Here is a 24,862-nt window from a genome sequence, read left to right on the forward strand (position 1 = left end):
GCCCGATCGCACTCGCCCTGTTTACACGAAATTTACCATCCCGTGCCACTGTCGAATCCCGGAATAGTATTTTTGACCTGAGGTTAGGACGATCGGATGGACACGCTGCGGGGGCGCGACGCCGCCAATGACGAGGACGATTTCGACTATGCCGGCGACGCGCTGATCGAAACGCCCCCTGCCGTCATTTCCGATGAGCGGCGGATGCAGGTGCGCGCCTATAATTATTGGGCCTCGCTGCTGGGTGATCGCGCCCTACCCTCGATCGAGGATCTCAATCCCGACCAGTTGGAGGATTTCGGCCCACATTCGGTGTTGCTCGACTTCAGCGTCGGCCTCGACAATCCCGCCATCGTCTATCTCGGCACCGCGCTGCGCCAGGAGTGCGAGATTGAGGGGACGATCGACTATATCGATGACGTCCCCGCCCGCTCGCTGCTATCGCGCCTGACCGACCATTATCTGCAGATCATCGCCAATGCCGCGCCTATCGGTTTCGAGGCCGAGTTCGTCAATCAGCGCGGCGCGGAGATCATGTATCGCGGCATATTGATGCCTTTCTCATCCGATGACGAGACGATCGACTTCGTATTCGGCGTCATCAACTGGAAAGAACTGGCCAGCCGCAGCCTGTCCGACGCGCTGGCGCTGGAAGTCGACGAAGCGATGCGCAGCGCGCCCGCCGCGCGCGACGCCGCGCCCATCTGGGCCGATGGCCCGGCCGCCGATCAGCAGAGCAACAGCCTGGCGTTCGACATCGAAGAGGAAGAGGACGACACGCTCGACCTCACCGGCATGGAATGTCCGAGGCAGGACGCGCCGCTCGCCGACTGGCTGGCGATCGCCCGCGACGGCGCCGCGCGCGTGCGCATCAGCGAAGCGCGCAGCCACGCCGCCCTCTATCGCGCCGTCAGCCTGTCCTACGACTTCGCGCAGGTCGCGCAGGTCCGTCCCGACGATTATGCCGAACTGCTGCACGATTATGGCATCAAGGCGCAGGCGCGCAGCCCCATGACCGCGGTCATCAAACTGGTCTTCGGCGCGACCTATGACAAGACGCGCATCACCGAATATGCCACCGCGCTGGATCATGCGCTGACGGCCCGGCTCAGCGTCGGATCGCTCGCCGCCTATCTGTCCGCTTATGCCGGCGGCCTCAAGGCGCTGGTGCGCGACGAGCGCGCGTTGCGCCGATCGCAGAAGCCAGCCAAGCCCGATCGCCGTCAGGTGGCGCGCGACAGGGTCAAGGCCGCCGCCGCGCTCGATCCGGTCGCAGTCGCCACCGATGCGGATGGCCTGGCCGTCGTCATCGCCCGGCGCGAAGCCGACGGCACGCTGGCGATCGTCGCCGCGCTGCCGGGGCATAGCGACCTCAACCAGCGGGTGATCAGCGCCGCGGCGCGCTGACACGGCATCTCCCGCCGCCATAACGCCAGCATTCATGGTGAAATGCTGCACATAGCGCCGCATCGAGCCTCGACATGCGGCGCAGGCTGGTTGATAGTCGCCCCCAGTGACAGGCCCCGCGCCCTCCGCGCGGGCCGCGATGCGTTTCGTCATTTAATTTCAAGGATCAGAAATTTTATTTCCCGCTAGGGTTGAGCCGACTCCTGGCCGGGCGCATATAGGCGCTCCTAAAGCCGAGGAGTCGCATGGCGGCGATCCAGCACCTCCTCCGTTAAGATCGAAGCGGTTAGAACCGCGTTGAGAGGTGAGCGAATGACGGCGCTGGCGGAAGCGAAGAACAAGGAAGTCGACAAGACCATCCATGAGGCGCTGGAAGGCGCTCTCAGCCGGGGCGCCCTGCCCGGCGAAAGCGAGGGGTTTGACGCGGCAGCGCTGGCCGCCGCCGCCGCTTTCCTCGGACGCGCCGCCAATGGGCGCAAGGCGGGCCAGGCCGCGATCATGGTCGAAACGCTGGGCGAAGGCGCCAATGGCCGCTTCATGCGCCTGGCCATCGTCAATGACGACATGCCGTTTCTGGTCGATTCCATCGCCAATACGCTGGCTGCGGCCGACATCACCATTCACCGCCTGTTCCATCCCGTTCTGTCGGTGACGCGCGACGGCGACGGCGCGCTGTCCGCCATATTGGACGACGACACGCCCGGCGCGCGGCGCGAATCCATGATCTATGTCGAAACCGACAGGGCCGACGCGAAGGCGCGCCGCGCGCTGGAAAAATCGTTGCAGGAGACGCTGGCAGACGTACGCGCCGCCGTGGCGGACTGGCCCAAGATGCAGGCGGCCATGGCCGCCGATGCGGACGCCGTGCCGGACGAGGAAGGCGCGGCCCTGCTGCGCTGGTTCCTGGCGCGGCATTTCACCCAGACCGGGCATGAGATCATCCAGCGGGACGGCGGCAGCAGCGCGCCGCTCGGCATCTGCACCCGGCATGACAGGCCGCTGATCGCCCCCGCCTCGCTGGAGGCAGCCTTCTCCTGGTTCGAGGAAGGCAAGCGCACGCCCCTTATCATCAAATCCAGCCGCATCTCGCGCGTGCATCGCCTGGTGCTGCTCGACCTGGTCATCATTCCGGTGCGGGACGGAAAGGAGGTCAAGGCGCTGTCGATCCACGCCGGCATGTGGACCAGCACCGGCCTGTCGGCGACCCCGGACAAGGTGCCGCTGCTCCGCTCGGCGCTCTCGACCCTGATGGACAAGTTCGGCTTCGATCCGCTCGGCCATGCCGGCAAGACGCTGGCCCATGCGCTGACCGCCCTGCCGCACGACATCACCATCGGCTTCGACCGCGAAACGCTGGAGCGGCTGGCGCTGACCTTCATGTCGCTGACCGACCGGCCACGCCCGAAGCTGGCGCTCGCCACCAGCGCACTGGCCCGCCATCTCTATGCCTTCGTGTGGCTGCCGCGCGACGAATTGTCGACCGCCCGTCGCGTAGCGGTGCAGGATATGCTCGCGCAGGCGGCGAACGGCCCGGTGCTCAGCTGGTCGATCGCGCTGGAGGAAGGCGGCCTGGCGCTGCTGCGCATCACGCTCGACCTGCGCGAAGGCGGGGTAGTGCCCGATGACGCCGCGCTCGACCGTCAGCTCAAGCAAATGGTGCGCGGCTGGGTGCCGGCCGTCGAGGAAGCGCTCGCCGAAACAGAGGAAGCTGGCCGCGCCGCAGCGCTCGCGCAGCGTTTCGCTCCCGGCTTCCCGCTCGCCTATCGCAATGGCGCTGGCCCGCTTGAGGCCGCGATCGACATTCGCCTGCTTCACGGCCTGTCGGGTGAAGGTGACAAGTCGATCCGAATCTATCGCAACGCGGAAGACTGCAACGAACGCCTGCGGCTCAAACTCTACAGCAGCCATACGGTCGCCCTGTCCGAAGTGGTGCCGGTGTTCGAGAATTTCGGTTTCCGCGTGATCGAGGAAATGACCACCGCGGTCGACAATGGCGCGCTCGGCCATGTCCAGCGTTTCGTGCTGGAACTGCCCGCCGGCGGCGACGCGCAGGCAGTCGTGGCGCGCGCCGGCGTCGTGACAGAGGCGATCGCGCAGGTACTCGAAGGACGCGCCGAAAACGACCGGTTCAACGAACTGATCGTCACCGCCAGCCTGTCGCCGCGCTCGGTCGTGCTGTTCCGCGCGCTCTACCGCTATCTGCGGCAGACCGGCGTCGCCTATGGCATGGCGACCTTCGCCGAAACGCTGCGCAAGGCGCAAGGCGTCACAGCCAACCTCATCAACCTGTTCGAAGCGCTGCATGATCCCGCCGCGCAGGACGGCGCGGCCGACCGGATCGCCCAGGCTCAGGCGGCAATCGAGGCGGGTCTGGAGCAGGTCACCGCAATCGACGAGGACCGCGTGCTGCGCCTGCTGCGCGCCGTCATCACCGCCACGCTGCGCACCAATTTCTACGCCCCTGCGGCGCAGGAAGCGCTGGCGTTCAAGCTCGACAGCGCGCAGGTGCCCGGCCTGCCCGCGCCCCTCCCCTGGCGCGAAATCTGGGTCTATTCGCCCCGCGTGGAGGGCATCCACCTGCGCGCCGGTCCGGTGGCCCGCGGCGGGCTGCGCTGGTCAGACCGGCGCGACGATTTCCGCACCGAAATCCTGGGCCTGATGAAGGCGCAGAGGGTCAAGAACGCCGTCATCGTGCCGACCGGCGCGAAGGGCGGCTTCTATCCCAAGCAATTGCCCAGCCCCCAGGTCGATCGCGACGCCTGGCTGGCCGAAGGCACGGAAAGCTATCGCATCTTCATTCGGTCCCTGCTGTCGATCACCGACAATATCGTGAAGAACAAGGTGAAGCACCCCGCGCAAGTCGTCATCAACGACGGCGATGATCCCTATTTCGTCGTCGCGGCGGACAAGGGCACCGCCACCTTCTCCGACGTCGCCAACGCGATCGCGCTGGACCGCGATTTCTGGCTGGGCGACGCCTTCGCCAGCGGCGGCTCCAACGGTTACGATCACAAGGCGATGGGCATCACCGCGCGCGGCGCCTGGATCAGCGTACAGCGTCACTTCGCCGAAATGGGCATCGATGTGCAGAGCGAACCGGTCAGCGTCGTGGGCTGCGGCGACATGTCGGGCGACGTGTTCGGCAACGGCATGTTGCTCAGCAAGGCGATCAAACTGGTCGCCGCCTTTGACCATCGCCACATCTTCTTCGATCCCACGCCCGATCCGGCGAAGAGTTGGGAAGAGCGCCACCGGATGTTCGCCCTGCCCCGCTCCAGCTGGGAGGATTATGACAAGGCGCTCATCTCCAAGGGCGGCGGCGTCTTCTCGCGCAGCCTCAAGCGTATCGCGCTGACGCCCGAAATGCAGACTGTGCTCGACGTCACCGACAAGGAAATGGAGCCGGCCGCGCTGATCTCCGCCATCTTGAAGGCGCCGGCCGACCTGCTCTGGTTCGGCGGCATTGGCACTTATGTAAAGGCCGCGGGGCAAAGCCATGGCGATGTCGGCGATCCCGCCAACGACCGCCTGCGCATCAACGCCGAACAACTGCGCGTCAAGGTGGTGGGCGAAGGCGCAAATCTGGGCGTCACCCAGGCTGGCCGCATCGCCTTCTCGCTCCATGGCGGCCGGATCAACACCGACTTCATCGACAATAGCGCTGGCGTTGACTGTTCGGACAACGAAGTGAACATCAAGATCGCGCTGAACAAGGAGATGATCGAGGGTCGCCTACCCTTCGACAAGCGCAACGCACTGCTCGAAAGCATGACCGACGCGGTCGGCGACATCGTGCTGGAGGATAACCGCCTCCAGGCGCTCGGCCTTTCCATCGCCGAAGCGGGCGGCGCGGCCGACCTTGCCTCCTATGTCCGCCTGATCGAGACGTTCGAGGAAACCGGCCGGCTCGACCGTCAGGTTGAAGGGCTGGCCGCCAACGACCAGTTGCTGCGTCGCGGCCAAGACGGCCAGGGGCTGACCCGCCCTGAACTGGCCGTCCTGCTCTCGACCGCCAAGCTGGCGTTGCAGGATGCGATCGAACATGGCGATCTGGCGACCGACGACAGCATGACCGGCGAGCTCATGGCCGCCTTCCCCGCCGCAATGCAGAAGAAGGAAGCCGATGCCATCGCCGCCCATGCGCTGCGCAAGGAAATCATCGCCACCAAGGTCGCCAACCGTATCGTCAATCGCCTGGGCCTCATCCATCCGTTCGAACTGGCGGAAGAAGAAGGCTGTTCGATGGCCGACCTTGCCAGCGCCTTCCTGATCGCCGAACGGCTTTACGACATCGGCGCGCTCTGGGCGGATATCGACGCGGCGGACATGTCGGAAGGCGCCCGCCTCGCCCTGTTCAGCGATATCGCGGGCGGCATGCGCGCGCAGATTGCAGACATATTGCGCGCCCTGCCCGCCGGGACGCTGCCCAGCGAAGGGCATGATCGCCTGTCCAAGGGCGTCGGCACCCTGGCCGCCCAGGTCGACGATCTGCTGACCAGCGAGGCGCAGCGTCGCACCAATGCCGTCACCGACCGGCTGCTCGGCCTTGGCGCGCCCGAAACCCTGGCGCTGCGCACGGCGGGGCTGTTCAAGCTAGACGGCGCGGTCGGCATCGCCGCTCTCGCCGCGCGCATGGGCGTGGAGGAAGTCGCGCTCACCCGCGCCTTCACCCATCTGGGCGAAGCGGTCGGCATCGACTGGGTCCAGTCCGCGGCCGCGCGGATGGAGCCGACCGATCCGTGGGAACGGCTGCTCATTTCCGGCGTCGCCCGCGACATGCAGCAGGTCCGGCTCGATTTCCTGGCCCAGGGGAAGGGGAAGGATATCGTCACCCATGTCGAGAACTGGTTGCAGGCCAAGGGCGCCCGCGTCCGCCAGTTCCGCACCCTGGTCCAGCGCGCCAAGGCGGCCGCGACGCCCAACGTCGCAATGCTCGCCGAGATAGCAGGCCAGGCGCGCGGCCTGCTGGGGCGGTAAGAGACGGGCGTTCCGGCGAAGGCCTGAACCCAGTCCTGCCGTCTGATCTGGGAACACGCCATGCCTTAGCCGCCAACAGAAAGAGCGTCATTCTCTTCGCGAGAATGACGCTCTTTCCGTGTCGCGCGAATACAAGCTTTATTGCGGCGCGTCCGACGCCGGTTCGGCGGCATCATCGTCCGCATAGGGATCGGGTAACACGACCTTGGGCGCATCTTTCTTGCCCGGCGTGCGCAGGCCGTCGCCATAGATGGGCACAACCGGCTCCGCCGACACGCGCCCGTGCAGCGCTTCGATCTCCGCCTTACGCTGTTTCAGGTACAGCGTCTTGTAGACGGTATAGGGATCGTCTTCCTTGCGGATCGCCGTGATCGTCTCGTCGAATGCGGCGCGCTCGCCCAACTGGTTCAGGATCGTCGCGGGAATGACATAGGCCGGCTTGAAGAATCTGCCGCCCAAGGCGAAAGGCAGGATCATCTTGTCCGCCGTATCGCCGATGATGTCGCGCAACGTGGTCGGCCCGACGACCGGCAAATACATATACGGCCCCGGCCCTACGCCGTAGAAACCCAAAGTATTGGCAATGCCATTGTCGCGATGGGGCAGGTTGAACGGCTTGCGCTTGGCCACATCGAACATCCCGACGAAACCCAGCGTCGTATTGACGCCAAAGCGCCCGGCCGTCTCGAACGCCTTGCCCGGTTTGAACTGCAACAGATAGGCGGCCGCCACGATCGGTTCGCCCAGGTTCGAAAAGAAGTTGCGCAACCCCTTGCGCACCGGGCGCGGCAGGCCCTTGTTATAGGCCTTCGCCACCGGCTCCACGACCGCCTTGTCGACCGACTGCACCGCCTCGAAACTCTTGGCGTTGAGCTGCTCCAGCGGGTCGCCCTTGGGCGCGCCCTTGTCGCCGGTGACCACGATGTCCTGCGCCGCGTCGCCCTGTGGGGCGAGCGGCGGGGCAGCGACAGGTTGCGTGGGTGCCTGCGCCGGGGCGGCGGGAGTGACGGACGGCGCTGCATCCTGCACCCCACCCGCGACTTCTGCGGCCACGGCCAGTTGCGGCGCGGCGGCTTCCGCCTGCGTCCCGATCATCATCATTCCCGCAGCTACGGCCGGCAATAGCATAGTCATGTCCTAGCAGCAGCCACGCGCTCTCCCCCCGCGCGGCTATCAAAATCCGTGACATACCGGACATATAATCCGTGTTACATCAGGCATACAGTGCGGCTAGAGGTGGTGGCCATGGTCGTCAATAGCAAGGCCACGCCATAGATCGGCCGGAAGGGGCCTCTTGTCGCATCCCGATCCGGCTCTCCTTACATTTTGATACAATTTCCTGCTGCGACTCGTTTGCAACTGCGAGTCGTTCGCGTTATGCGAGGATCATCATAGCGCAGGACATATCCCACCCCATGCACGGAACCGCCCGCATCCAGACGACCAGGAAGAAGAGCGCCAAGGCCTTCTGGATGAAGCAGCTCCATACCTGGCATTGGGTGAGTTCGGCCGTCAGCCTGATCGGCCTGCTGCTTTTCGCCTTTACCGGCATCACCCTCAATCACGCCGCCGATGTCGAAGCATCGCCCCGGACCATCGAAAAGAGCGCCACCCTGCCCGCCGACCTGCTGCAACAGGTCGCCGCCAATGACGCGCCCGACGCGAAGAAGCCCCTGCCCGCGCCCGTCGCGACATGGGTCGAAAAATCGGTGGGCCTGCCGGGCGTCGGCAATGCCGAATGGTCCGCCGATGAAATCTATCTGGCCCTGCCCCGCCCCGGTGGCGATGGCTGGGTATCGATCGACCGGCACAGCGGCGCCGTCACCAGCGAAAGCACCAGCCGCGGCTGGATCAGCTATCTCAACGATCTGCACAAGGGTCGCAATGCCGGCGGCGTGTGGAAATGGTTCATCGATATTTTCTCGATCGCCTGCTTCGTCTTCGCGCTGACCGGCCTGGTGCTGCTCCAGCTTCACGCCAAGAAACGGCCCAGCACCTGGCCGCTGGTCGCGATCGGCCTCGCCCTTCCGGCGCTTCTCGCCATCATCTTCATCCACTAAAGGGGAATTTTCCGCTCATGCAGATCCGCCACACGCTTATCCTGACGGGCAGCGCGACGCTGGGCGCGGCCGGAGCGCTTGCCGGCCCCGCGACCGCGCAGACGCTCGACGTCACCCTCACCCTGCCGCGCCTGTCGGTCGCCGAATATCACCGTCCCTATGTCGCGATCTGGATCGAGAAGGAGGGCGCGCCCGCCCGCACCCTGTCGATCCTGTACGACGTCGACAAGCGCAACAATGCCGGCGTCAAATGGCTGCGCGACGTGCGTAGCTGGTGGCGGGCATCGGGCCGTGCGCTCAGCCTGCCTGCCGACGGCGTCAGCGGCGCGACCCGCGCGCCGGGCACGCACAAGCTCAGCTTCACCGCCGGCAAGGGCGGAATGCCGAACCTCGCGCCCGGCAAATATACGCTGGTGGTCGAAGCCGCGCGCGAAGTGGGTGGTCGCGAAGTTGTGCGCGTCCCGCTGACCATCGGCGCATCGGGCGCGAAGGGTAGCGCCACCGGCTCGGCCGAGCTGGGCGCCGTCAATGTCGTCGTTTCACGCTAAGGGGATGCAGGTCATGATGAAATTCCGCACGCTGCTGCTCGCGGCGGGGGCTGCGCTTGCCCTGCCATCCACGGCCGGCGCCGCGCCGCGTCCCTGGATGCTGCCGTCCGAAACCATGTTCGCCGGCACCGGCAATGAATGGCTGACGGTCGATGCCGCCATCTCCACCGACCTCTTCTATTTCGATCATCCGGGGCAGGATTGGGAACCGGTCGTCACCGCCCCCGACGGATCGATCGTTCCCGCGGAAAACCGCTCCGTCGGCAAGCTGCGCGAAACCTTCGACGTGCCGGTCAAGGCCAAGGGCAGCTACAAGATCGCCATCACCAATGTCGCGGTGATGGGCAGCTTCATGCTGAACGGGGAACGCAAGATGCTGCCGCGCGGCACCACGCCCGCGACGCTCGCCACCGCCGTCCCGCAGGGCGCCACCGACGTCCAGACAGCCCAGGCGATGACGCGGATCGAAACTTTCGTCAGCGCCGGCGAACCGACCCGCGACATTTTCAAGCCGACCGGCAAGGGGCTGGAAATGGTGCCCGTCACTCATCCCAATGATGCGGCCGTGGGCGAGCCGGCCACCTTCCAGTTCCTGCTGAACGGCAAGCCAGCGGCTGGTCTGGACGTCACCGCCATCGCCGGCGGCGTGCGCTATCGCCAGGATCTCAAGCAAATGGACGCCAAGACCGATGCAGAGGGCAAGGTCACGCTGACCTGGCCGGACGCAGGCATGTATTGGGTCAGCGTCAGCACGGGCGGCCGTCGCGGCGGCGAGGGTGGCCCTGGTGGTCCCGGTGGCCCTGGCGGCCCCGGTGCTCGCGGCCCACAGGGTCCGGCGGGCGGCGAAGGCCAGGGCGGCCCCCGCCCACCCATGGGTCCGCCGCAGGACCGCGCCACCTACGCCATGACGATCGAGGTGCAGGGCTGAGCACCCATGGCGTCCGCATCGCGATAGCGCCCGGCCTGTCGCCCGACCAGTTTGTCGGGCGACAGCGCAGGGGCGCTATCGTCACTTATGGCGGCCCCACCATGGGAACTAGCTGGTCGGCGCAGATCGTCGATCCGCCCGCCCGCTCTGAAAGCGCCATCGAAGCGGTGCTGGCCCGCGTCATCGACCAGATGAGCAATTGGGAAGCGGACTCCACGATCAGCCGTTTCAACCGCATGGCCGTGGGCGCTTGGATGCCGCTGCCCGCCGACATGCTGACCGTGCTGCGCGCCGGGCTGGACATGGCGCGGCTGTCGGGCGGCGCCTTCGATCCCGCTATCGGCCAGCTCGTCGACCGATGGGGCTTCGGCCCCGGCCTTGGTCCGACCGCCGCGTCCGTCACCGCCCTCTGGACCCGCATAGAGGTGGAAGGGGATCGCGCCCGCCGCCGCGCCGACGTCGCGCTCGACTTTTCCGGCATCGCCAAGGGTTTCGCCGTCGATGCCGCCGCCGCGCAGTTGCGCGCCATGGGCGTCGCCAATTTCCTGATCGAAATCGGCGGCGAGCTGCGCGGGGAAGGCATCAAGCCCGACATCCAGCCCTGGTGGGTCGATGTCGAATCCCCGCCCGACCTCGCCGTCCCCACGCTCCGCATCGCGCTGTGCGGCCAATGCGTCGCCACCTCCGGCGACTATCGCCGCTTCCGCCTCGAAGACGGCGCGCGTCTGTCCCACAGCATCGATCCCGCGACCGGCGCCCCGATCGCGCCCGGCGTCGCTTCCGTCACCGTCCTGCACGACAGCGCCATGAGGGCCGACGCATGGGCCACCGCCATCACCGTCATGGGAGCCGACCGTGGCATGGCGCTGGCCACCCGCCACGATCTCGCCGCCCGCCTCGTGCAGCGCACGGGCGACGGCGCGCAGGAATATATGACCCCCGCGCTGGCGGCGATGCTGGAGTGATGGCGCTAATCCGGTGATCGAGAATGGCGAATTGAGGTGGATTCCCACCATTCTCCGATTTTTAACAACCGTTGGGGATTTGCAGCCGGTCGCTGCAAAACCAGTGATCACAAATGTTCCAATGTAGGATTTTCTCTGGTCTGTCCGCGCGATGGCGTCACAGGGGCCTGGGCGGTACGATTGCCCGAAAAAGTCCGACAACGGTGTGAACTTCGGCGCGCCCGATCATGGCGCATCATCGCCCCCCACAGCGCTCGTCAGGCGTCGGCCCAGCGCCGCAGCAAATTATGATAGACGCCAGTCAGCCGGATGACCTGCGCATCGTCATGGCCGAGGGTTTCGGCAAGCTGCTGGATGCTGCTGTCCAGATCGAACAGGGTCTGGCGCGCGCTATCATCCCGCACCATCGACTGGACCCAGAAGAAACTCGCCACACGCCGCCCGCGCGTCACCGGCTCGACCCGGTGCAGCGAGGAAGAGGGATAAAGCACCGCATGACCGGCGGGCAGCTTGATCTGTTGGACACCATAATGGGTTTCCACCGTCAGTTCGCCGCCATCATAAGCCGCCGGGTCTTCCAGAAACACGGTCATGGACAGGTCGGACCGCACCCGGAATGTCGTGCCCTTGCGGATGCGGATCGCATTGTCGACATGGGTGCCGAACGCCTGCCCACCGGCATAGCTGTTGAACAGCGGCGGGAAGATGCGCTGCGGCAGCGCCGCCGCGATGAACAGCGGGTTTTGGCCAACGGCATCGAAGACGATCTGCTGCGCCTCTTGCGCGGCAGGCGAATCTTCGGGCAATTGCAGGTTGCGCTTGGCCAACGCCGACTGATGGCCTGACGTGATGTTGCCATCCACCCAATCACCAGCGTCGATGATGGCACGGATAGCGGCGACGCCAGCGGGGTCGATCAGGTCGGGGATGGCGATCAACATGAAAAAGCGTGTCCGTTAGGCGGCATCGGTGCGCAGAATGAAAGGGATTTCGACCACGCCCCGAACTCGGACCGGCTGCCCGCCCCGGATGGTCGGCTTCCAGCGCCAGCCCTTGACCGCATCCCTGGCGGCATCGTCGAGCCGGGCGAAACCGCTGCTCTGGCTGACGACGATGCTCTCCACCCCGCCATCCATTGCTAGGGTGATGGTCAGCACCACCGTCCCCTGCTCGCGCTTGCGGCGGCTGTCGATGGGATAGCGGGGCGGCTTGCCCGCGACCATCTGGGCGCCCAGATCGCCGCCCTGCACCATGCTGGGCGGGGCCGGCGGCGCGGCGACCGACGTGCTTGGTCCCGGCGCGATGACGGTGACCGGCGCGGCCGCCTGCACGGGCACGGGTTCGGGCGATGTCTGGACGGTTGGCACCGGCGGCGCCGGCGTCTGCACGATCGGCGGCGGCGCGACCACTTGCGGCGCGGAAGGCGGCGGCGGGGGCGTTTCCGCTGCGGGCGGCGGAGGGGGCGGCGGCGACAGGTTCACCACCGTCAGCTTGGCCGCCTCCGTCCGCTGCACGTGGTTGCGCACCTGAATCAATGCGCCGATCAACAATGCGTGGACGACCAGGATGGCGACGATGGCCGGGACGTTGGGGCGGGACCGGGCGCCATAGCGATCGGCGGAAGACGCCACGGAGGCCGACGGAGGCAGGGCTGCAACAGGCGCGAGGGCGACGACCTGCTCCGGCGCACCATCATAATCCTCAATCGGCTGGCTGGCCGCCTGCAACATGCCAGTGCCTCCCTTTGCGTGACCCTGTGGCGGTTCGCAATAGCGTGAAGCCTAATGCGAATCAATTGCGATGTTTGCGAAGGCTTTCGATCGGGCCATGCAGGGACGCTGGCGCAAACCGGAGCCTGTCGCCGCCCATCCTGCCCCCCCGGCCGGTTGGACCGGGGGATTGGATCAGAATTTATAGCCCAGAGTCAGGATCGCCGCCCGTCCTTCTCCGACCCGCGCCCACTGGGCCGACGTCTGCGCGCCGTTGCGAACCCCAGTATAATAGGTCTTGTCGGTGAAATTCTTCACATTGAGCTGGGCGGACAGACCCGGCGTGAAGTCATAGGCCAGCATCGCATTGTGGATCAGATAATCATCCACCTGATAGATGGCGCCGGTCGTCGCCGAATTGAGATCGAACTTGCCCTGATAGGTGAAGCCATAGCCGATTTTCAGGCCGAAGGGCAGCGCATAGGTGGTGAAGAAGCTGCCCGAATGTGTCGGCACATTGGTCAGTTCCGCACCCGACAGCGGATCGACCTCCCCATCCGCGACGCTCTGGATGATCTTGCTGTCCAGGTAGGTATAATTGGCGGTGACGGTCCAATTGGGCGTGATCTGGCCATTGACGCCCAGCGCGACGCCATCGACCCGCGACTTGCCGTCCAACTGCATTTCACCCAGCGGATTGTCGTCGCTCACGATGCCGGTCACGCGGAAATTGCTACGCTCGTTGCGAAACAGCGCTGCCGTCAGCAGAACGCCTTCGCCCAATTCCGCCTTGGCGCCGATTTCATAATTGACCGCCGATTCCGGCTTCACGTTGCACGACGCCGCGGTGCAGGATCCATTGACCGAAGTCTTGGACGGGGTCTTGCTGTTGCCATAGGCGGCATAGAGGCTGATCGCTTCGACCGGCTTGTAATTGAGGCCGACGCGGTAGGAAAACAGGTCATCCTCGTTGCGGAAGGTCGTGCCGGGCGTCACCGTCCCCATGCTGGTGGCGGTTGCGCCGACGATCGTGTCGGCGCGATAGCTGCCCTTGTTCTTTTCATAGCGAAGGCCGCCGGTCAGCTCGAACTGGTCGGTCAGCTTCATCGTGTCGAACAGATAGACAGCGTAATTTTCCAGCTCGCCGGTCTGCGCCGCCGTCGGGATGAAGTTGACTGGGCCGGTATAGATGTTGCTGCCATAAGTGAAACCGTCCGGGCCGGTCACGATCGCGTTGGGATTGGCGACGTTCATCAGCGGATAAGCGCTGAAAGCTGCCGTGCCGTCCGCATTGCGCAGGCTGTTGCCCGACCGGAGGTCATATTTCTCCCACGTCACCGCCGTACCCAACACGATCGTATGTTCGATCCCGCCGGTGTTCGCCACAGCCCGCAGGTCGAGCTGGTTGAAGGCGAGCTGGTTGCGCGAATCGCGGGTGGTCCCGCGTGGGCCGCTGGGCAGATAATAACCGGCCGGAACCGTCGCAGGACAGGCATCGCCATTGGGCAGTGCTCCGTTGGCCAGGCAATAGGTGCCCTGTGGCGGATTGACGACGGTGAACTGGGTCACATCTTGCCAGCGGGTCAGGTTACGGATACTGACCGTATCGCTGAAATCATGTTCAAAAATGGCCGTCAGCTGATCGACATTGGTTTCCTGCGTATCGACATTGCGATAACCGAAATAGTCGGTGCTGTCGGCGCCCGGCAGCAAACCGCCCAGCGCGGCCACATAGGGCGCGCCATATTGGGGGGTATTTTCGTCTTCCTGATGCAGATATTGCAGCGTCAGGCGGGTCGGGCTTTCGATGCCGAAGGTGATCGACGGTGCCACGCCCCAGCGTTTATAATCCTCGACATCGCGGCCCGGCACGTCATTCTTGTGCGCCATCGCATTGATGCGAAAAGCGATGAATTCGCTGGCGCGAACATTGGCGTCGATCGCGGCGCGATAATAATTGTCGGTGCCGATGCCGGCATTGGCGACGACCTGCGTGTCGGCTTTGGGCCGCTTGGTCACGATATTGATCGAACCGCCGACAGAGCCGGACCCGGCGGTGACCGAATTGGCGCCGTTGGTGACTTCGATCTGTTCGGTGTTGAAACTGTCGGTGCGGCTGTACTGGGCGCTGTCGCGCACGCCGTCGGTGGTGATGTCGGTATTGGCCGAATAGCCGCGCAATGTGATGCTGTCGCCATAGCCCCCGCCGCCTTCGCCCGCGCCAAAGGTGATGCCGGGCACTGTCGACAACACGTCGCGCAGCGTCAACAGATTCTGCTGCTCGATCACGGTGTTGGTCAGGATGGTAATCGTCTGCGGCGTGTCGCGGACGGGGCGGGTCGCCTTGGGGCTTTCCTGCCGGGCCGGAGCGTCCTCGATTGCGGTGTCCGTGACGGTCATGCCGCCCAGACGGGGCCCCTGCTCCGCCTCTTGCGCGTTCGCAGTCGTCGCAAAAGCCATCACGCCGACGCAACCCATCGCCAGAAACGAGGTCATGCTCACCGATTTCGACATAGTTTCAGATCCCCTTTTAGTCGTTGGGGGCCTGCTATTGAGAGTCCTTCTCAGAGTCAACGCTATTGCGAATAATTCTTATCGTTGTCGCAAAATGTCCAGCGAACAGCCAGCACCGGATGGCGCTGGCCAGATTGGGCGGATGCGGCGCGGCCAACCGCGCAGCATCGATACGGGCGACCAGCGCGTTGATCGGAAGATTTTGCCGCAAGGCATGGGTACGCAAGGCGTCCCAGAAGATCGGCTCCAGGCTGATCGCAGTCTGGTGTCCGGCAATGGTCACGCTCCGCTTGACCGGCGGCGCGAAGGGCGACCCCGAAGGATGGTCAGGGTCGCCCGTCATCATCAATACATGTGCTGGCCGCCGTTGATCGACAAGGTGCTGCCGGTCACGAAGCCGCCTTCCTCGCTACAGAAGAAGGCGACGCCACGCGCGATTTCGCTGGCCTGGCCCAGGCGGCCGACCGGGATTTTGGCGACGATCTTCTCCAGCACCGGCGCGGGGACCGCGGCCACCATGTCGGTGTCTATATAGCCGGGCGCGATCGCGTTGACGGTGATGCCGGACTTGGCGCCTTCCTGCGCCAGCGCCTTGGTGAAGCCGTGAATGCCCGACTTGGCGGCGGCATAGTTGACCTGGCCATATTGTCCGGCCTGGCCGTTGATCGAACCGATATTGACGATCCGGCCCCAGCCGCGTTCCCGCATCCCGCCGAAGGTCGCCTTCGACATGTTGAAGCAACCGCCGAGGTTGATGCGCATCACCTCATTCCAATCGTCGAAGCTCATCTTGGCGAGCACGCCGTCGCGGGTGATGCCGGCATTGTTGACGACGATGTCGATCGGACCCAACGCTTCGGTCACCGCGGCGCAGCCGTCGAGGCAAGCCTGGTGATCGCCGACGTCCCATTTGAAGGTCGCGATGCCGGTCTTGTCGGTAAAGGCCTTCGCCTTCTCCTCATTGCCACCATAGTTGGCGGCGACGGTATAGCCCATCTCCTGCAAAGCCAGGCTGATCGCCTCGCCGATGCCGCGCGTTCCGCCGGTCACGATCGCCACTCTCGACATATGCGTATCCTCTTCCTGCAACCGGGTCAGTTGATCCAACCCGAAAGTTCGCGGCTCACAAGCCTGTCGTACAGAGTGATAGCTTCCGCTGATGCGTTTAGACAGGGCAAAAGGGCAAATTTTTCGCCACCTTGGGCCAAAAAAACATCTTTCGCACGCAGGGCGATTTCCTCTAGGGTTTCAAGGCAATCCGCCGCGAATCCCGGTGTGACCACAGCAATATTGCGGACACCTTCCTTCACCAATTTGGCGAGCGTAGCTTCGGTTTCCGGTTCGAGCCATTTGGCGCGACCGAAGCGCGACTGGAAGCTCATATGGACCGGCAGCGGCGGGTTTTTCAGAGACAGGGCTTCACGCAGCAGGCGGACCGTCTTGACCGATTGGCAATGATAGGGATCGCCCAGATGCAAAGTGCGTTCGGGCATGCCGTGGAAACTGGCGAGCAGCGCGTCGGGAACGAAGTCGAGTGCGGCGACATGCCGGTCGATCGACGCCTTGAGCGCGGCGATATAGGCCGGATCGTCATGATAGGGCGGCAAGGTGCGAATGGCGGGTTGCCAGCGCATTGCGGCCAAGGCGGCGAAGGCCGCGTCATTGGCGGTCGCGGTGGTAGCGGCGCTATATTGCGGATAAAGCGGCGCGAGCAGGATGCGTTCGCAGCCCTGCGCCTTCATCGCCGCCAGCTTCGCCGCAATGGCCGGATTGCCGTAGCGCATCGCCCAGTCGATCACCACGCCCTGCCCCATCGCCTGTTGCAGCGCATGGGCGGCGGCGCCGGTATGGACCGCCAGCGGCGAGCCGTCCGGCGTCCACACCTGTTGATAGGCGTGGGCGGATTTCTTCGGGCGGGTGGTGAGGATCACGCCGCGCAGGATCGGTTGCCAAAGGAGTTGCGGAATCTCCACCACGCGCCGGTCGGAGAGAAATTCCGCCAGATAGCGACGCACCGATTTTGGATCGGGCGCATCGGGCGTGCCGAGATTGATGAGCAACACGCCGACCTTGGGCGTGGCAATGACGGGATGATTGGCGGGCTGGTTCATGCGGCTCCCACTAGCGGCAGGCTGCGCATACGCTGACCTGTCCATGTGTACAGGGCGTTGGCGATGGCGGGGGCGACGAGCGGCGCTGCCAGATCGCTGACCCCGGCCGGATCGGCGGTGCTGCGCATCAGTTCCACCGTGACTTCGCCGATGTCGGCGAGGCGCGGCAGGTTCATGCGGCCAAGGATAGCGCGGGTGGGCAGGCCGCGTTCATAAGGGACGGATGCGCCCATGGCGTAGGCAAGGCCATAGACCAGCCCGCTTTCTATTTGCTGGCGGGCGATGTCGGGATTGACCTGATCGCCCGCATCGACCGCAGCGACGATGCGGCTGACGCTGAGCTTATCGCCGTTCATCGCCGCCTCCACCATGATGGCGGCATAGGCGCCGTCCATCATATGGGCGGATAGCCCCTGCCCGCTGCCCGCTATGCCGCCCTGCCAGCCGCCCATCGACGCCGCGGTCGACAGGCAATGGGCCAGGCGCGGATTGCCGCCCAGCATCTGGATGCGGAAGGACATGGCCTCCATCCCCGACAGATGCGCCAGTTCATCGACGAAACTTTCCGTGAAGAAAGCGCTGTGCAGATGCGCATTACCGCGGGTGAAGCCGAGCGGCAGGCCGACATCGGTCGGGAAATGATCGACCGCCCAATTAGGAATGGCATAGGGCGGGGCCATGCCGGCGACGGCCCGCCGGGTCGCCCTGTCCGCGGCGTCCGCCGCCGCAACGTGCGGTAAGACGCCGTCCGCGATCCGCGCCCATGTCTGCGTCAGCGCGCAAGGCGCGGCGACCTTCGCCAGCCAGCCTTCGATCGCGCCGTTGCGGCCGAGCTTGGCCGCCATGCGGGCGTGGGCGGGGGCGCTCGGCCGATCCTGGACCACATCCTCCAACCGCGACCAGAGGAGTTGCACCGGCCGCCCCATGTCGCGCGCCAGCAGCGCCGCCTGCACCCCGGCATCCCAATCCATCCTGCGGCCGAACGACCCGCCAGCATGGAGCGGATAGAGCGTCACCGCCCGTTCCGGCAGGCCCAGCGCATCGGCGATCGCCGCGCGGGCGAGGCCGGGCGCCTGCGTCGCCATCCAGATTTCCGCGCCGTCGTCGGTGACGCGGGCGGTGGCGCACTGGGGTTCGAGCGCCAGATGCAGCCCGGCATCGACCTGATATTCGCTGGCGAGGATGGTCGCCCCCTCGAACACCGGGGCCAGATCGCCCTGGGCATAGAGGCGGCGGCCGTCCGACCCCGCAAAAGCCGCCTCCAGCGCGTCGTCTATGCCACCGCTGCTGACCGGCACGCCGCGCAGCGTGAAGACCGGGTCGGACAGGTCGAGCGCCTTGTTCGCGGCCCACCAGTTGCTGGCGACCGCGGCGACCCAGCGTTCCTGCCGCACGAGCTTGAGGAAGCCGGTGACGCTGCCGGCGGCGCGCTCGTCCAGCCCGGCCAGCAGGGCGTCGCCGATCGGTCCCTGCCGGATCGAGGCATAGACCATGTCGGGCAGACGAATGTCGGCGGTGAAATTATGGCTGCCGTCGATCTTCGACGGGGTATCGAGCCGCGGCAGATCCTGCCCGGACAGGCGGCCATCCTGCCCCTGGCGATAGGGCAGGATATCGGGCAGGTCGAACCGGGCGGCATCCGCGACCACATCGCCGATCTTCGTGCGGCGCGCGCCGCCGTCGGAGATGATGCCATCCTGAATGTCGCAACTTTCCCAGGGAATGGCCCAGCGCGCCGCCGCCGCCTTGCACAGCAGCACGCGGGCAGCCGCGCCAGCATCGCGATAGGCGTCGCGGAACATCGGGACGGAGGTGCCACCGCCGGTCAGCATCAGCGCGCCGCGCGTCGCATATTGGCCGATCGCCCAGTCGCCAGCGTCACCGAGCAGCCGCGTCCAGTCGCTCGCGAGCCATGCGCGCGCCAGCAGGGTGTTGGCGTAGAGCGGGCTGATCGGCGCGCTCTGCACCGCGACTGTGCGCCAGTCCGCGCCCAGTTCGTCGGCCAATATCTGTGGCAGGACTGTGGTGACGCCCTGCCCCATTTCGGTTTGCGGCACGACGACGATGATCTGGCCGGATGCATCGATCTTCAGGAAGGCGTTGACGATGGTTTCGCCGGGACCGGCGTTGAGATTGGGCTGGTAGCTGCGCGGCCATACGCCCCAGGCGAGCAGCAGCCCCGCCGCTGCGCCACCGCCGATCAGCAGCGTGCGCCGGTTGATGCCCTGATGTTTGCCGGATTGCTTCCGCGGGGTGCGCGCCATGCCAGCCTGATAGAACCGCAGGCGCGCGCTGCCTAGCGTTAATCGGCACCTATCGGCGCAAGGCCGAGGCGGGGGATGTCGATCGCGGGACAACGATCCATCACCACCTTCAACCCGGCCGCTTCGGCGCGCGCCGCCGCCGCTTCGTTGACGACGCCCAGTTGCATCCACACCGCCTTGGCCCCGGCGGCGATGGCGTCGTCCACCGCCTCCCCCGCCGCTTCGCTGCGACGGAAGATATCGACCATGTCGACGGCCACGCCGATGTCGGACAGGCGGCCCCAGACAAATTTGCCATGGACATGCTCACCGGCGATCTGCGGATTGACCGGCAGGACGCGATAGCCATGGTCCTGAAGGAATTTCATCACGCCATAGCTGGGGCGGTCCGGGCGATCGGAAATGCCGACCAGCGCGATGGTGCGGATTTCCGACAACAAGGCGGCGATGTCCTGCGGGGCGGTGAGCGGCATGGCGTATCTCCTTTGCGACCGAGATGGGGAAGACGCGGGCGGACGCAAGACGTTCCTTTCCCGGCGCGACCGGGCGCTATAATCAGGCCGATGCCTTAAGCCAGTCGGCAACCTTGCGCGCGATGGCGTGGAAGGCGTCGGCATGGACGCCCTCGCCCGCCGCCGGCGGATCGCCCGCGTCCGAGCGGCGACGGATGTCGATCGCCAGGGGCACACGGCCAAGGAAGGGCATGGACAGGTCGCCAGCCGTGCTTTCCGCGCCGCCATGGCCGAACGGATCGGAGACTTCGCCGCAATGGGGACAGGCATAGCCGGCCATATTTTCGACCAGGCCGACCATCGGCACCCCGGCCTGATGGAACAGGCTGACCGCGCGGGTGGCGTCGATCAGCGCCAGATCCTGTGGCGTGGACACGATCACCGCGCCGGCGGGCTTGTGCTTCTGCACCATGGTCAACTGGATGTCGCCGGTGCCGGGCGGCATGTCGACGACCAGCAATTCCGTCTCGCCCCACTCCGCATCGATCAGCTGCGTCAGCGCATTGCCCACCATCGGCCCGCGCCAGGCCAGCGCCTTGCCCGGCTCCACCAGATGCGCCATCGACAGCATCGGGATGCCCAGCGCGCCGGTGACGGGAATCAGCTTCTTGTCGCGGGCTTGCGGCTTTTGATCTTCGCTCCCCATCAATCGCGCCTGCGACGGGCCGTAAATATCGGCGTCGACCAGCCCGACCTTCAGTCCGAGCCGGTGCAGCGCGACGGCGAGATTGGCCGACAGGGTGGATTTGCCCACCCCGCCCTTGCCCGACGCGACGGCCAGAATGCGCAGCGGCGCCTTGGCGGGCGGCGTTTCTGCGGGCTTTCGCTCCGCGGTCATGGCGATGCGGACGTCGGTGACGCCGGGCACGGTCAGCGCGCCTTCGCGGATCGCCGCGGCCAGCCCTTCGCGCCGGTCGGGGTCCAGTCCACCCACGTCGAGGGCGATGGTCATCACCCCTTCCTTGAGCCGCGGCGCGCTGGCGCGGCCGTCGGTCAGGGCGGTCAGACGGGCGGAGAAATCGGCAAGATCGGTCATGGCCATGCCCTGTAGGAAATAATCGCAGGCATTTGCACTGTTTTTCGGAGAAGAGCCTTCCTATAGAAGGTGGCATGAGAAGAATGTTCGGGTGGATGCCCGCGATCGCAGCGATGGTCCAAGGCCCCTGGGGCGGCAAGAATGACGGACCCGAAGGGGACGGACAGAGGGGTGGCGGCGACGGCGGCCCGCGCAATCCGTGGACCCAGCCGGGCAGACCGTCCGGCGGCCAGAAGGGGCCATCCGCCATCGAAGAACTACTGCGCCGCGGCCGCGAAAGCTTTGGCCAGGGCGGCGGCGGGAATGGCGGTGGCTTCGGCGGGCTTCCCCCGCGCGCGTCGGGCAAGGCGCTCTGGCCGATCGCCATCGCCCTGGTTGTGATATTGTGGCTGGTCCTGACCAGTTTCCATCGCGTCGGCCCGCAGGAGCGCGGCGTCGTCACCCTGCTCGGCAAATATAGCCGCACCCTGACACCCGGCATCAGCCTGACCATGCCCGCCCCGTTCGAGGCGGTGACGACGGTCGATGTCGAGGAAATCCGCACCATCGATATCGGCTCCGCCAGTGCGGAGAGCGAAAATCTGGTGCTGACCGGGGACCAGAATATCATCGATCTCGCTTATTCGGTGCGCTGGAACATCCGCAACCCGGAACTCTATCTGTTCCAGCTGTCGGACCCGGACGCGAGCGTGCGCGAAGTCGCCGAAAGCGCGATGCGCTCCGTGCTCGCCAGCGTCAGCCTGGACGATGCGCTGGGCGCCGGGCGGACCGCGATCGAACAGCAGGTCGAATTGCGGATGCAGGAGATATTGGACGGCTACAAGTCGGGCATCCGCATCCAGGGCGTCGCGATCAAGCAGGCCGACCCGCCGACCGCCGTCAACGATGCGTTCAAGGCGGTGTCCGCCGCGCAGCAGACGGCGCAGACCTACTTGAACGAAGCGCGCGCCGCCGCCCAACAGGTGACGGCCAAGGCGCAGGGCGAGGCCGCGGCTTTCGACAAGGTCTATGAGCAATATAAGCTGTCGCCCGACGTGACCCGCCGCCGCATGTATTATGAAACCATGGAGGGCGTGCTGTCGAACGTCGACAAGACCATCGTCGAGGGCGGTAATGTGACGCCCTATCTGCCGCTGCCCGAAATCAAGCGCCGGGCGCAGCCCACCCCGACGCCAGACGCCACCAGCACGGGAGGCCAGTGATGCCCGGCATATTGCGCCATCCCGTCGCCCTCGCGCTGATCCTGCTCGCCCTGCTGATCATGGTCGGCAGCACCGTGGCGATCGTGCCCGAAACCAAACAGGGCGTGGTCGTCCGCTTCGGCGATCCCAAGGCGATCATCAACCGCTATCGCCCCAACGAAAGTTTCGGCAACACCGGCGCCGGCATCATCTGGCGCTGGCCGTTCGTCGATCAGATCGTCTGGATCGACAAGCGTGTGCTGTCGGTCGAGATGGAGCGGCAGCAAGTGCTGTCGACTGACCAGTTGCGGCTTCAGGTCGACGCTTTCGCCCGCTATCGCATCGTCGATCCGCTGCGCATGTATATCGCGGCGGGCAACGAAGAGCGGGTCGGCGAGGCGCTGCGCCCGATCCTGGGGTCCGCGCTGCGCAACGAACTGGGCAAGCGGCCCTTCGCCGCGCTGCTCAGCCCCGAACGCGGCCAGGTGATGCAGAATATCGAGGCGGGCCTCGACCGGGTCGCGCGCCAATATGGCGCCGAGATCGTCGACGTGCGGATCAAGCGCGCCGATCTGCCCGACGGCACGCCGCTGGAAAGCGCCTTCACCCGGATGCGCACCGCGCGCGAGCAGGAAGCGCTGACCATCCGCGCCCAAGGCGCCAAGCAGGCGCAGATCATCCGCGCGGAAGCCGACGCCAACGCTGCGCGCATCTATGCCGAGAGCTTCGGGAAGGACCCGTCCTTCTACGATTTCTATCGCGGGATGCAGAGCTATCGCTACACCTTCGCGCCCGATCGGCCGGGCCAGACCAACATCATCCTGTCGCCGGACAATGAATTCCTGCGGCAATTTCAGGGACGACGTTAAACTTTCGTCATGATCCCCCGGAGATCATTACGGAACCAGCGTCATTCAATGAGGGTTAAGGCAAGGCGGAGCATCTGAGGGCTTCCTAAAAGTCCCGCCTTCCTTACCATGAAGCTTTGAAGAGGACCGTCACGAGTGCGTTACGCTTATGCCATCACCGGCGCCCTGCTGCTCGGCGGCACCGCCATTGCGGTCACGACCAGTTCCAATGTCGGGGCGCAGACCGCGCAGAATGAAGGCCTCACGGCTGCGGCGCCCGCGGGTGCGCCGGCCAGCCTGGCCGACATGGTCGAGAAACTGCAACCCGCCGTGGTCAATATCTCCACCAAGCAGCGGGTGAAGGTGCAGAATCCTTTCGCCGGCACGCCATTTGGCGAATTATTCGGTCAGGGTCAGGGTGGACAGCCCCAGACCCGGCAGGCGCAATCGCTGGGATCGGGCTTCCTGATCTCCGCCGACGGTTATATAGTCACCAACAATCATGTGGTGTCTGCCGGCGCTGAAGGCGCAAGCGTCGATTCGATCACGGTCACCATGACCGACAAGCAGGAGTTTTCCGCCAAGCTGGTTGGGCGCGACCCTGCGACGGACCTGGCGGTGCTGAAAATAGAATCGCCAAAGCCCCTGCCCTTCGTCAAGTTCGGCGACAGCAGCAAGGCGCGTGTGGGCGACTGGGTTGTCGCGATCGGCAACCCCTTCGCCCTTTCGGGTACGGTCACGGCGGGTATCATTTCCGCCCTGCATCGTGGCACCGGCGGCACCTATGACAAGTTCATCCAGACAGATGCGTCCATCAACCAGGGCAATAGCGGCGGCCCGATGTTCGACATGCGCGGTAATGTCATTGGCATCAACAGCCAGATCCTGTCGCCGTCGGGCGGCAATGTGGGCATCGGTTTCGCGATTCCCTCGGAACAGGCGGCGCCGATCGTCGATACGTTGCGCAAGGGCCAGGCGATCAAGCGCGGCTATCTGGGCGTGCAGATCAGCCCGCTGGGCGAAGACCTGGCCGACTCGCTCGGCCTCGCCAAGAATCGTGGCGAATTCGTCCAAGGCGTGGAGCCGGGCAAGGGCGCTGAAAAAGCCGGGATCAAGGCGGGCGACGTGATCGTCAGCGTTGCCGGCCAGGAAGTGACCGCAGACCAGAATCTATCCTCGATCGTCGCCAACCAGGACATCGGCGCGCGCGTGCCGATCATCCTGATCCGCAACGGCCAGCGGCAGACCGTCACCGCCGTTGTCGGCGAGCGTCCGTCCGAAGACGAATTGAACAATTTCGCCCAACCGCAAGGCGACGAAGATTTCAGCCAGCAGGACCAGAATCCGGGGCAAGCGACACAGCAGGCGCTGGGCATCTCGGCGATCCCGCTGACGCCGGGCATCATCCGCCAGCTCGGCATCGCCGCCGACACGAAGGGCGTCGTCATCACGGCGGTCGATGGGTCGACTGACGCGGGAGCCAAGGGCCTGCGCCGCGGCGATGTCATCATCAGCGCCAACAACCGCCCGGTCGCAAGCCAGGCGGAGCTGGACGCGCAGGCGAAGGCGGTGGCGGCCCAGGGCCGCAACGCTATCCTGCTTCAGGTGCTGCGGCGGGGTCAGCCAGCCATCTTCCTGCCGGTACGTCTGCGCGACAAGTAAGCGGCGCTTGCCGAACCGTCCTAGCCCGGTAGAGTGAGGACATCCTATCAGACCCGTTCGGGCTTAGCCTGTCGAAGCCTTCTTCTTCCCCTGAAGAACAGAAAGGTCCTTCGACAGGCTAAGGGCGAACGGGTTTTTCT

19 protein-coding genes are annotated in these 24,862 nt (G+C 65.5%); 9 read left to right on the forward strand and 10 right to left on the reverse strand.

Annotated elements, in window-relative coordinates:
* Nucleotides 1–96 precede the first annotated feature (96 nt).
* Both sphantq_RS05830 and sphantq_RS05835 read left to right on the forward strand, forming a co-directional pair.
* Complete coding sequence (locus sphantq_RS05830; protein ID WP_272799812.1) at nt 97–1,407, forward strand: PAS domain-containing protein; 1,311 nt, start codon at nt 97–99, stop codon at nt 1,405–1,407.
* A gap of 312 nt (nt 1,408–1,719) precedes the next feature.
* The gene (locus sphantq_RS05835) at nt 1,720–6,384 is read left to right on the forward strand and encodes an NAD-glutamate dehydrogenase (RefSeq protein WP_272799813.1); all 4,665 of its coding nucleotides are present in this window, start codon (nt 1,720–1,722) and stop codon (nt 6,382–6,384) included.
* Nucleotides 6,385–6,522: 138 nt separating this feature from the next.
* Here sphantq_RS05835 and sphantq_RS05840 read toward each other — a convergent pair whose 3' ends face one another.
* Nucleotides 6,523–7,512, reverse strand: coding sequence for an MlaA family lipoprotein (locus sphantq_RS05840; protein WP_272800189.1), 990 nt, complete (start codon nt 7,510–7,512; stop codon nt 6,523–6,525).
* Nucleotides 7,513–7,799: 287 nt separating this feature from the next.
* Between sphantq_RS05840 and sphantq_RS05845 the strand changes: the two genes are divergently transcribed.
* The 4 genes from sphantq_RS05845 (at nt 7,800) to sphantq_RS05860 (ending at nt 10,885) form a co-directional block, all read left to right on the forward strand.
* Nucleotides 7,800–8,444, forward strand: a complete 645-nt coding sequence (locus sphantq_RS05845; RefSeq protein ID WP_066604353.1) for a PepSY-associated TM helix domain-containing protein — start codon at nt 7,800–7,802, stop codon at nt 8,442–8,444.
* A 17-nt stretch (nt 8,445–8,461) separates the two neighbouring features.
* Nucleotides 8,462–8,992, forward strand: coding sequence for a DUF2271 domain-containing protein (locus sphantq_RS05850; protein WP_066604354.1), 531 nt, complete (start codon nt 8,462–8,464; stop codon nt 8,990–8,992).
* Between the two features lie 13 nt (nt 8,993–9,005).
* Nucleotides 9,006–9,920, forward strand: a complete 915-nt coding sequence (locus sphantq_RS05855) for a DUF4198 domain-containing protein (RefSeq protein ID WP_272799814.1) — start codon at nt 9,006–9,008, stop codon at nt 9,918–9,920.
* A gap of 101 nt (nt 9,921–10,021) precedes the next feature.
* Complete coding sequence (locus sphantq_RS05860) at nt 10,022–10,885, forward strand: FAD:protein FMN transferase (RefSeq protein ID WP_272799815.1); 864 nt, start codon at nt 10,022–10,024, stop codon at nt 10,883–10,885.
* A gap of 257 nt (nt 10,886–11,142) precedes the next feature.
* Here the strand turns inward: sphantq_RS05860 and sphantq_RS05865 are convergent, their stop codons facing one another.
* The 9 genes from sphantq_RS05865 to sphantq_RS05905 all read right to left on the reverse strand — a co-directional run bounded on the left by sphantq_RS05865 (nt 11,143) and on the right by sphantq_RS05905 (nt 21,031).
* Complete coding sequence (locus sphantq_RS05865; RefSeq protein WP_066604357.1) at nt 11,143–11,826, reverse strand: Fe2+-dependent dioxygenase; 684 nt, start codon at nt 11,824–11,826, stop codon at nt 11,143–11,145.
* A gap of 15 nt (nt 11,827–11,841) precedes the next feature.
* On the reverse strand, nt 11,842–12,615 hold the full coding sequence (locus sphantq_RS05870; RefSeq protein ID WP_066604363.1) for an energy transducer TonB: 774 nt from the start codon (nt 12,613–12,615) through the stop codon (nt 11,842–11,844).
* 174 nt (nt 12,616–12,789) lie between these two features.
* The gene (locus tag sphantq_RS05875; protein WP_272799816.1) at nt 12,790–15,108 is read right to left on the reverse strand and encodes a TonB-dependent receptor; all 2,319 of its coding nucleotides are present in this window, start codon (nt 15,106–15,108) and stop codon (nt 12,790–12,792) included.
* 34 nt (nt 15,109–15,142) lie between these two features.
* Nucleotides 15,143–15,454: a ribbon-helix-helix domain-containing protein gene (locus tag sphantq_RS05880; RefSeq protein ID WP_422917716.1), complete on the reverse strand. Its 312-nt coding sequence runs from the start codon at nt 15,452–15,454 to the stop codon at nt 15,143–15,145.
* Nucleotides 15,454–16,176 carry an acetoacetyl-CoA reductase gene (phbB, locus tag sphantq_RS05885; RefSeq protein ID WP_066605635.1) on the reverse strand — a complete coding sequence of 241 codons (723 nt, stop codon included), beginning with the start codon at nt 16,174–16,176 and terminating at the stop codon, nt 15,454–15,456. The genes sphantq_RS05880 and phbB overlap by 1 nt, the downstream gene beginning before the upstream one ends.
* A 26-nt stretch (nt 16,177–16,202) precedes the next feature.
* Nucleotides 16,203–17,219, reverse strand: a complete 1,017-nt coding sequence (gene hemH / locus sphantq_RS05890; RefSeq protein ID WP_272799817.1) for a ferrochelatase — start codon at nt 17,217–17,219, stop codon at nt 16,203–16,205.
* Nucleotides 17,216–19,483, reverse strand: a complete 2,268-nt coding sequence (locus tag sphantq_RS05895) for a xanthine dehydrogenase family protein molybdopterin-binding subunit (protein WP_272799818.1) — start codon at nt 19,481–19,483, stop codon at nt 17,216–17,218. Before sphantq_RS05895 ends, hemH begins: the two co-directional genes overlap by 4 nt.
* A 38-nt stretch (nt 19,484–19,521) precedes the next feature.
* Nucleotides 19,522–19,956 carry a CoA-binding protein gene (locus sphantq_RS05900; protein ID WP_272799819.1) on the reverse strand — a complete coding sequence of 145 codons (435 nt, stop codon included), beginning with the start codon at nt 19,954–19,956 and terminating at the stop codon, nt 19,522–19,524.
* Between the two features lie 82 nt (nt 19,957–20,038).
* On the reverse strand, nt 20,039–21,031 hold the full coding sequence (locus sphantq_RS05905) for an Mrp/NBP35 family ATP-binding protein (protein ID WP_272799820.1): 993 nt from the start codon (nt 21,029–21,031) through the stop codon (nt 20,039–20,041).
* Between the two features lie 74 nt (nt 21,032–21,105).
* Between sphantq_RS05905 and hflK the strand changes: the two genes are divergently transcribed.
* From hflK to sphantq_RS05920, 3 genes are all read left to right on the forward strand, one after another.
* Nucleotides 21,106–22,233: an FtsH protease activity modulator HflK gene (gene hflK / locus sphantq_RS05910; RefSeq protein ID WP_272799821.1), complete on the forward strand. Its 1,128-nt coding sequence runs from the start codon at nt 21,106–21,108 to the stop codon at nt 22,231–22,233.
* Nucleotides 22,233–23,081, forward strand: coding sequence for a protease modulator HflC (gene hflC / locus sphantq_RS05915; RefSeq protein ID WP_066604385.1), 849 nt, complete (start codon nt 22,233–22,235; stop codon nt 23,079–23,081). The genes hflK and hflC overlap by 1 nt, the downstream gene beginning before the upstream one ends.
* A gap of 135 nt (nt 23,082–23,216) precedes the next feature.
* Nucleotides 23,217–24,722: a Do family serine endopeptidase gene (locus sphantq_RS05920; protein ID WP_272799822.1), complete on the forward strand. Its 1,506-nt coding sequence runs from the start codon at nt 23,217–23,219 to the stop codon at nt 24,720–24,722.
* Nucleotides 24,723–24,862: the final 140 nt, after the last annotated feature.

It is taken from the genome of Sphingobium sp. AntQ-1 (genome assembly GCF_028538045.1).
In the GTDB taxonomy this organism is placed as follows: Bacteria; Pseudomonadota; Alphaproteobacteria; order Sphingomonadales; family Sphingomonadaceae; genus Sphingobium; species Sphingobium cupriresistens.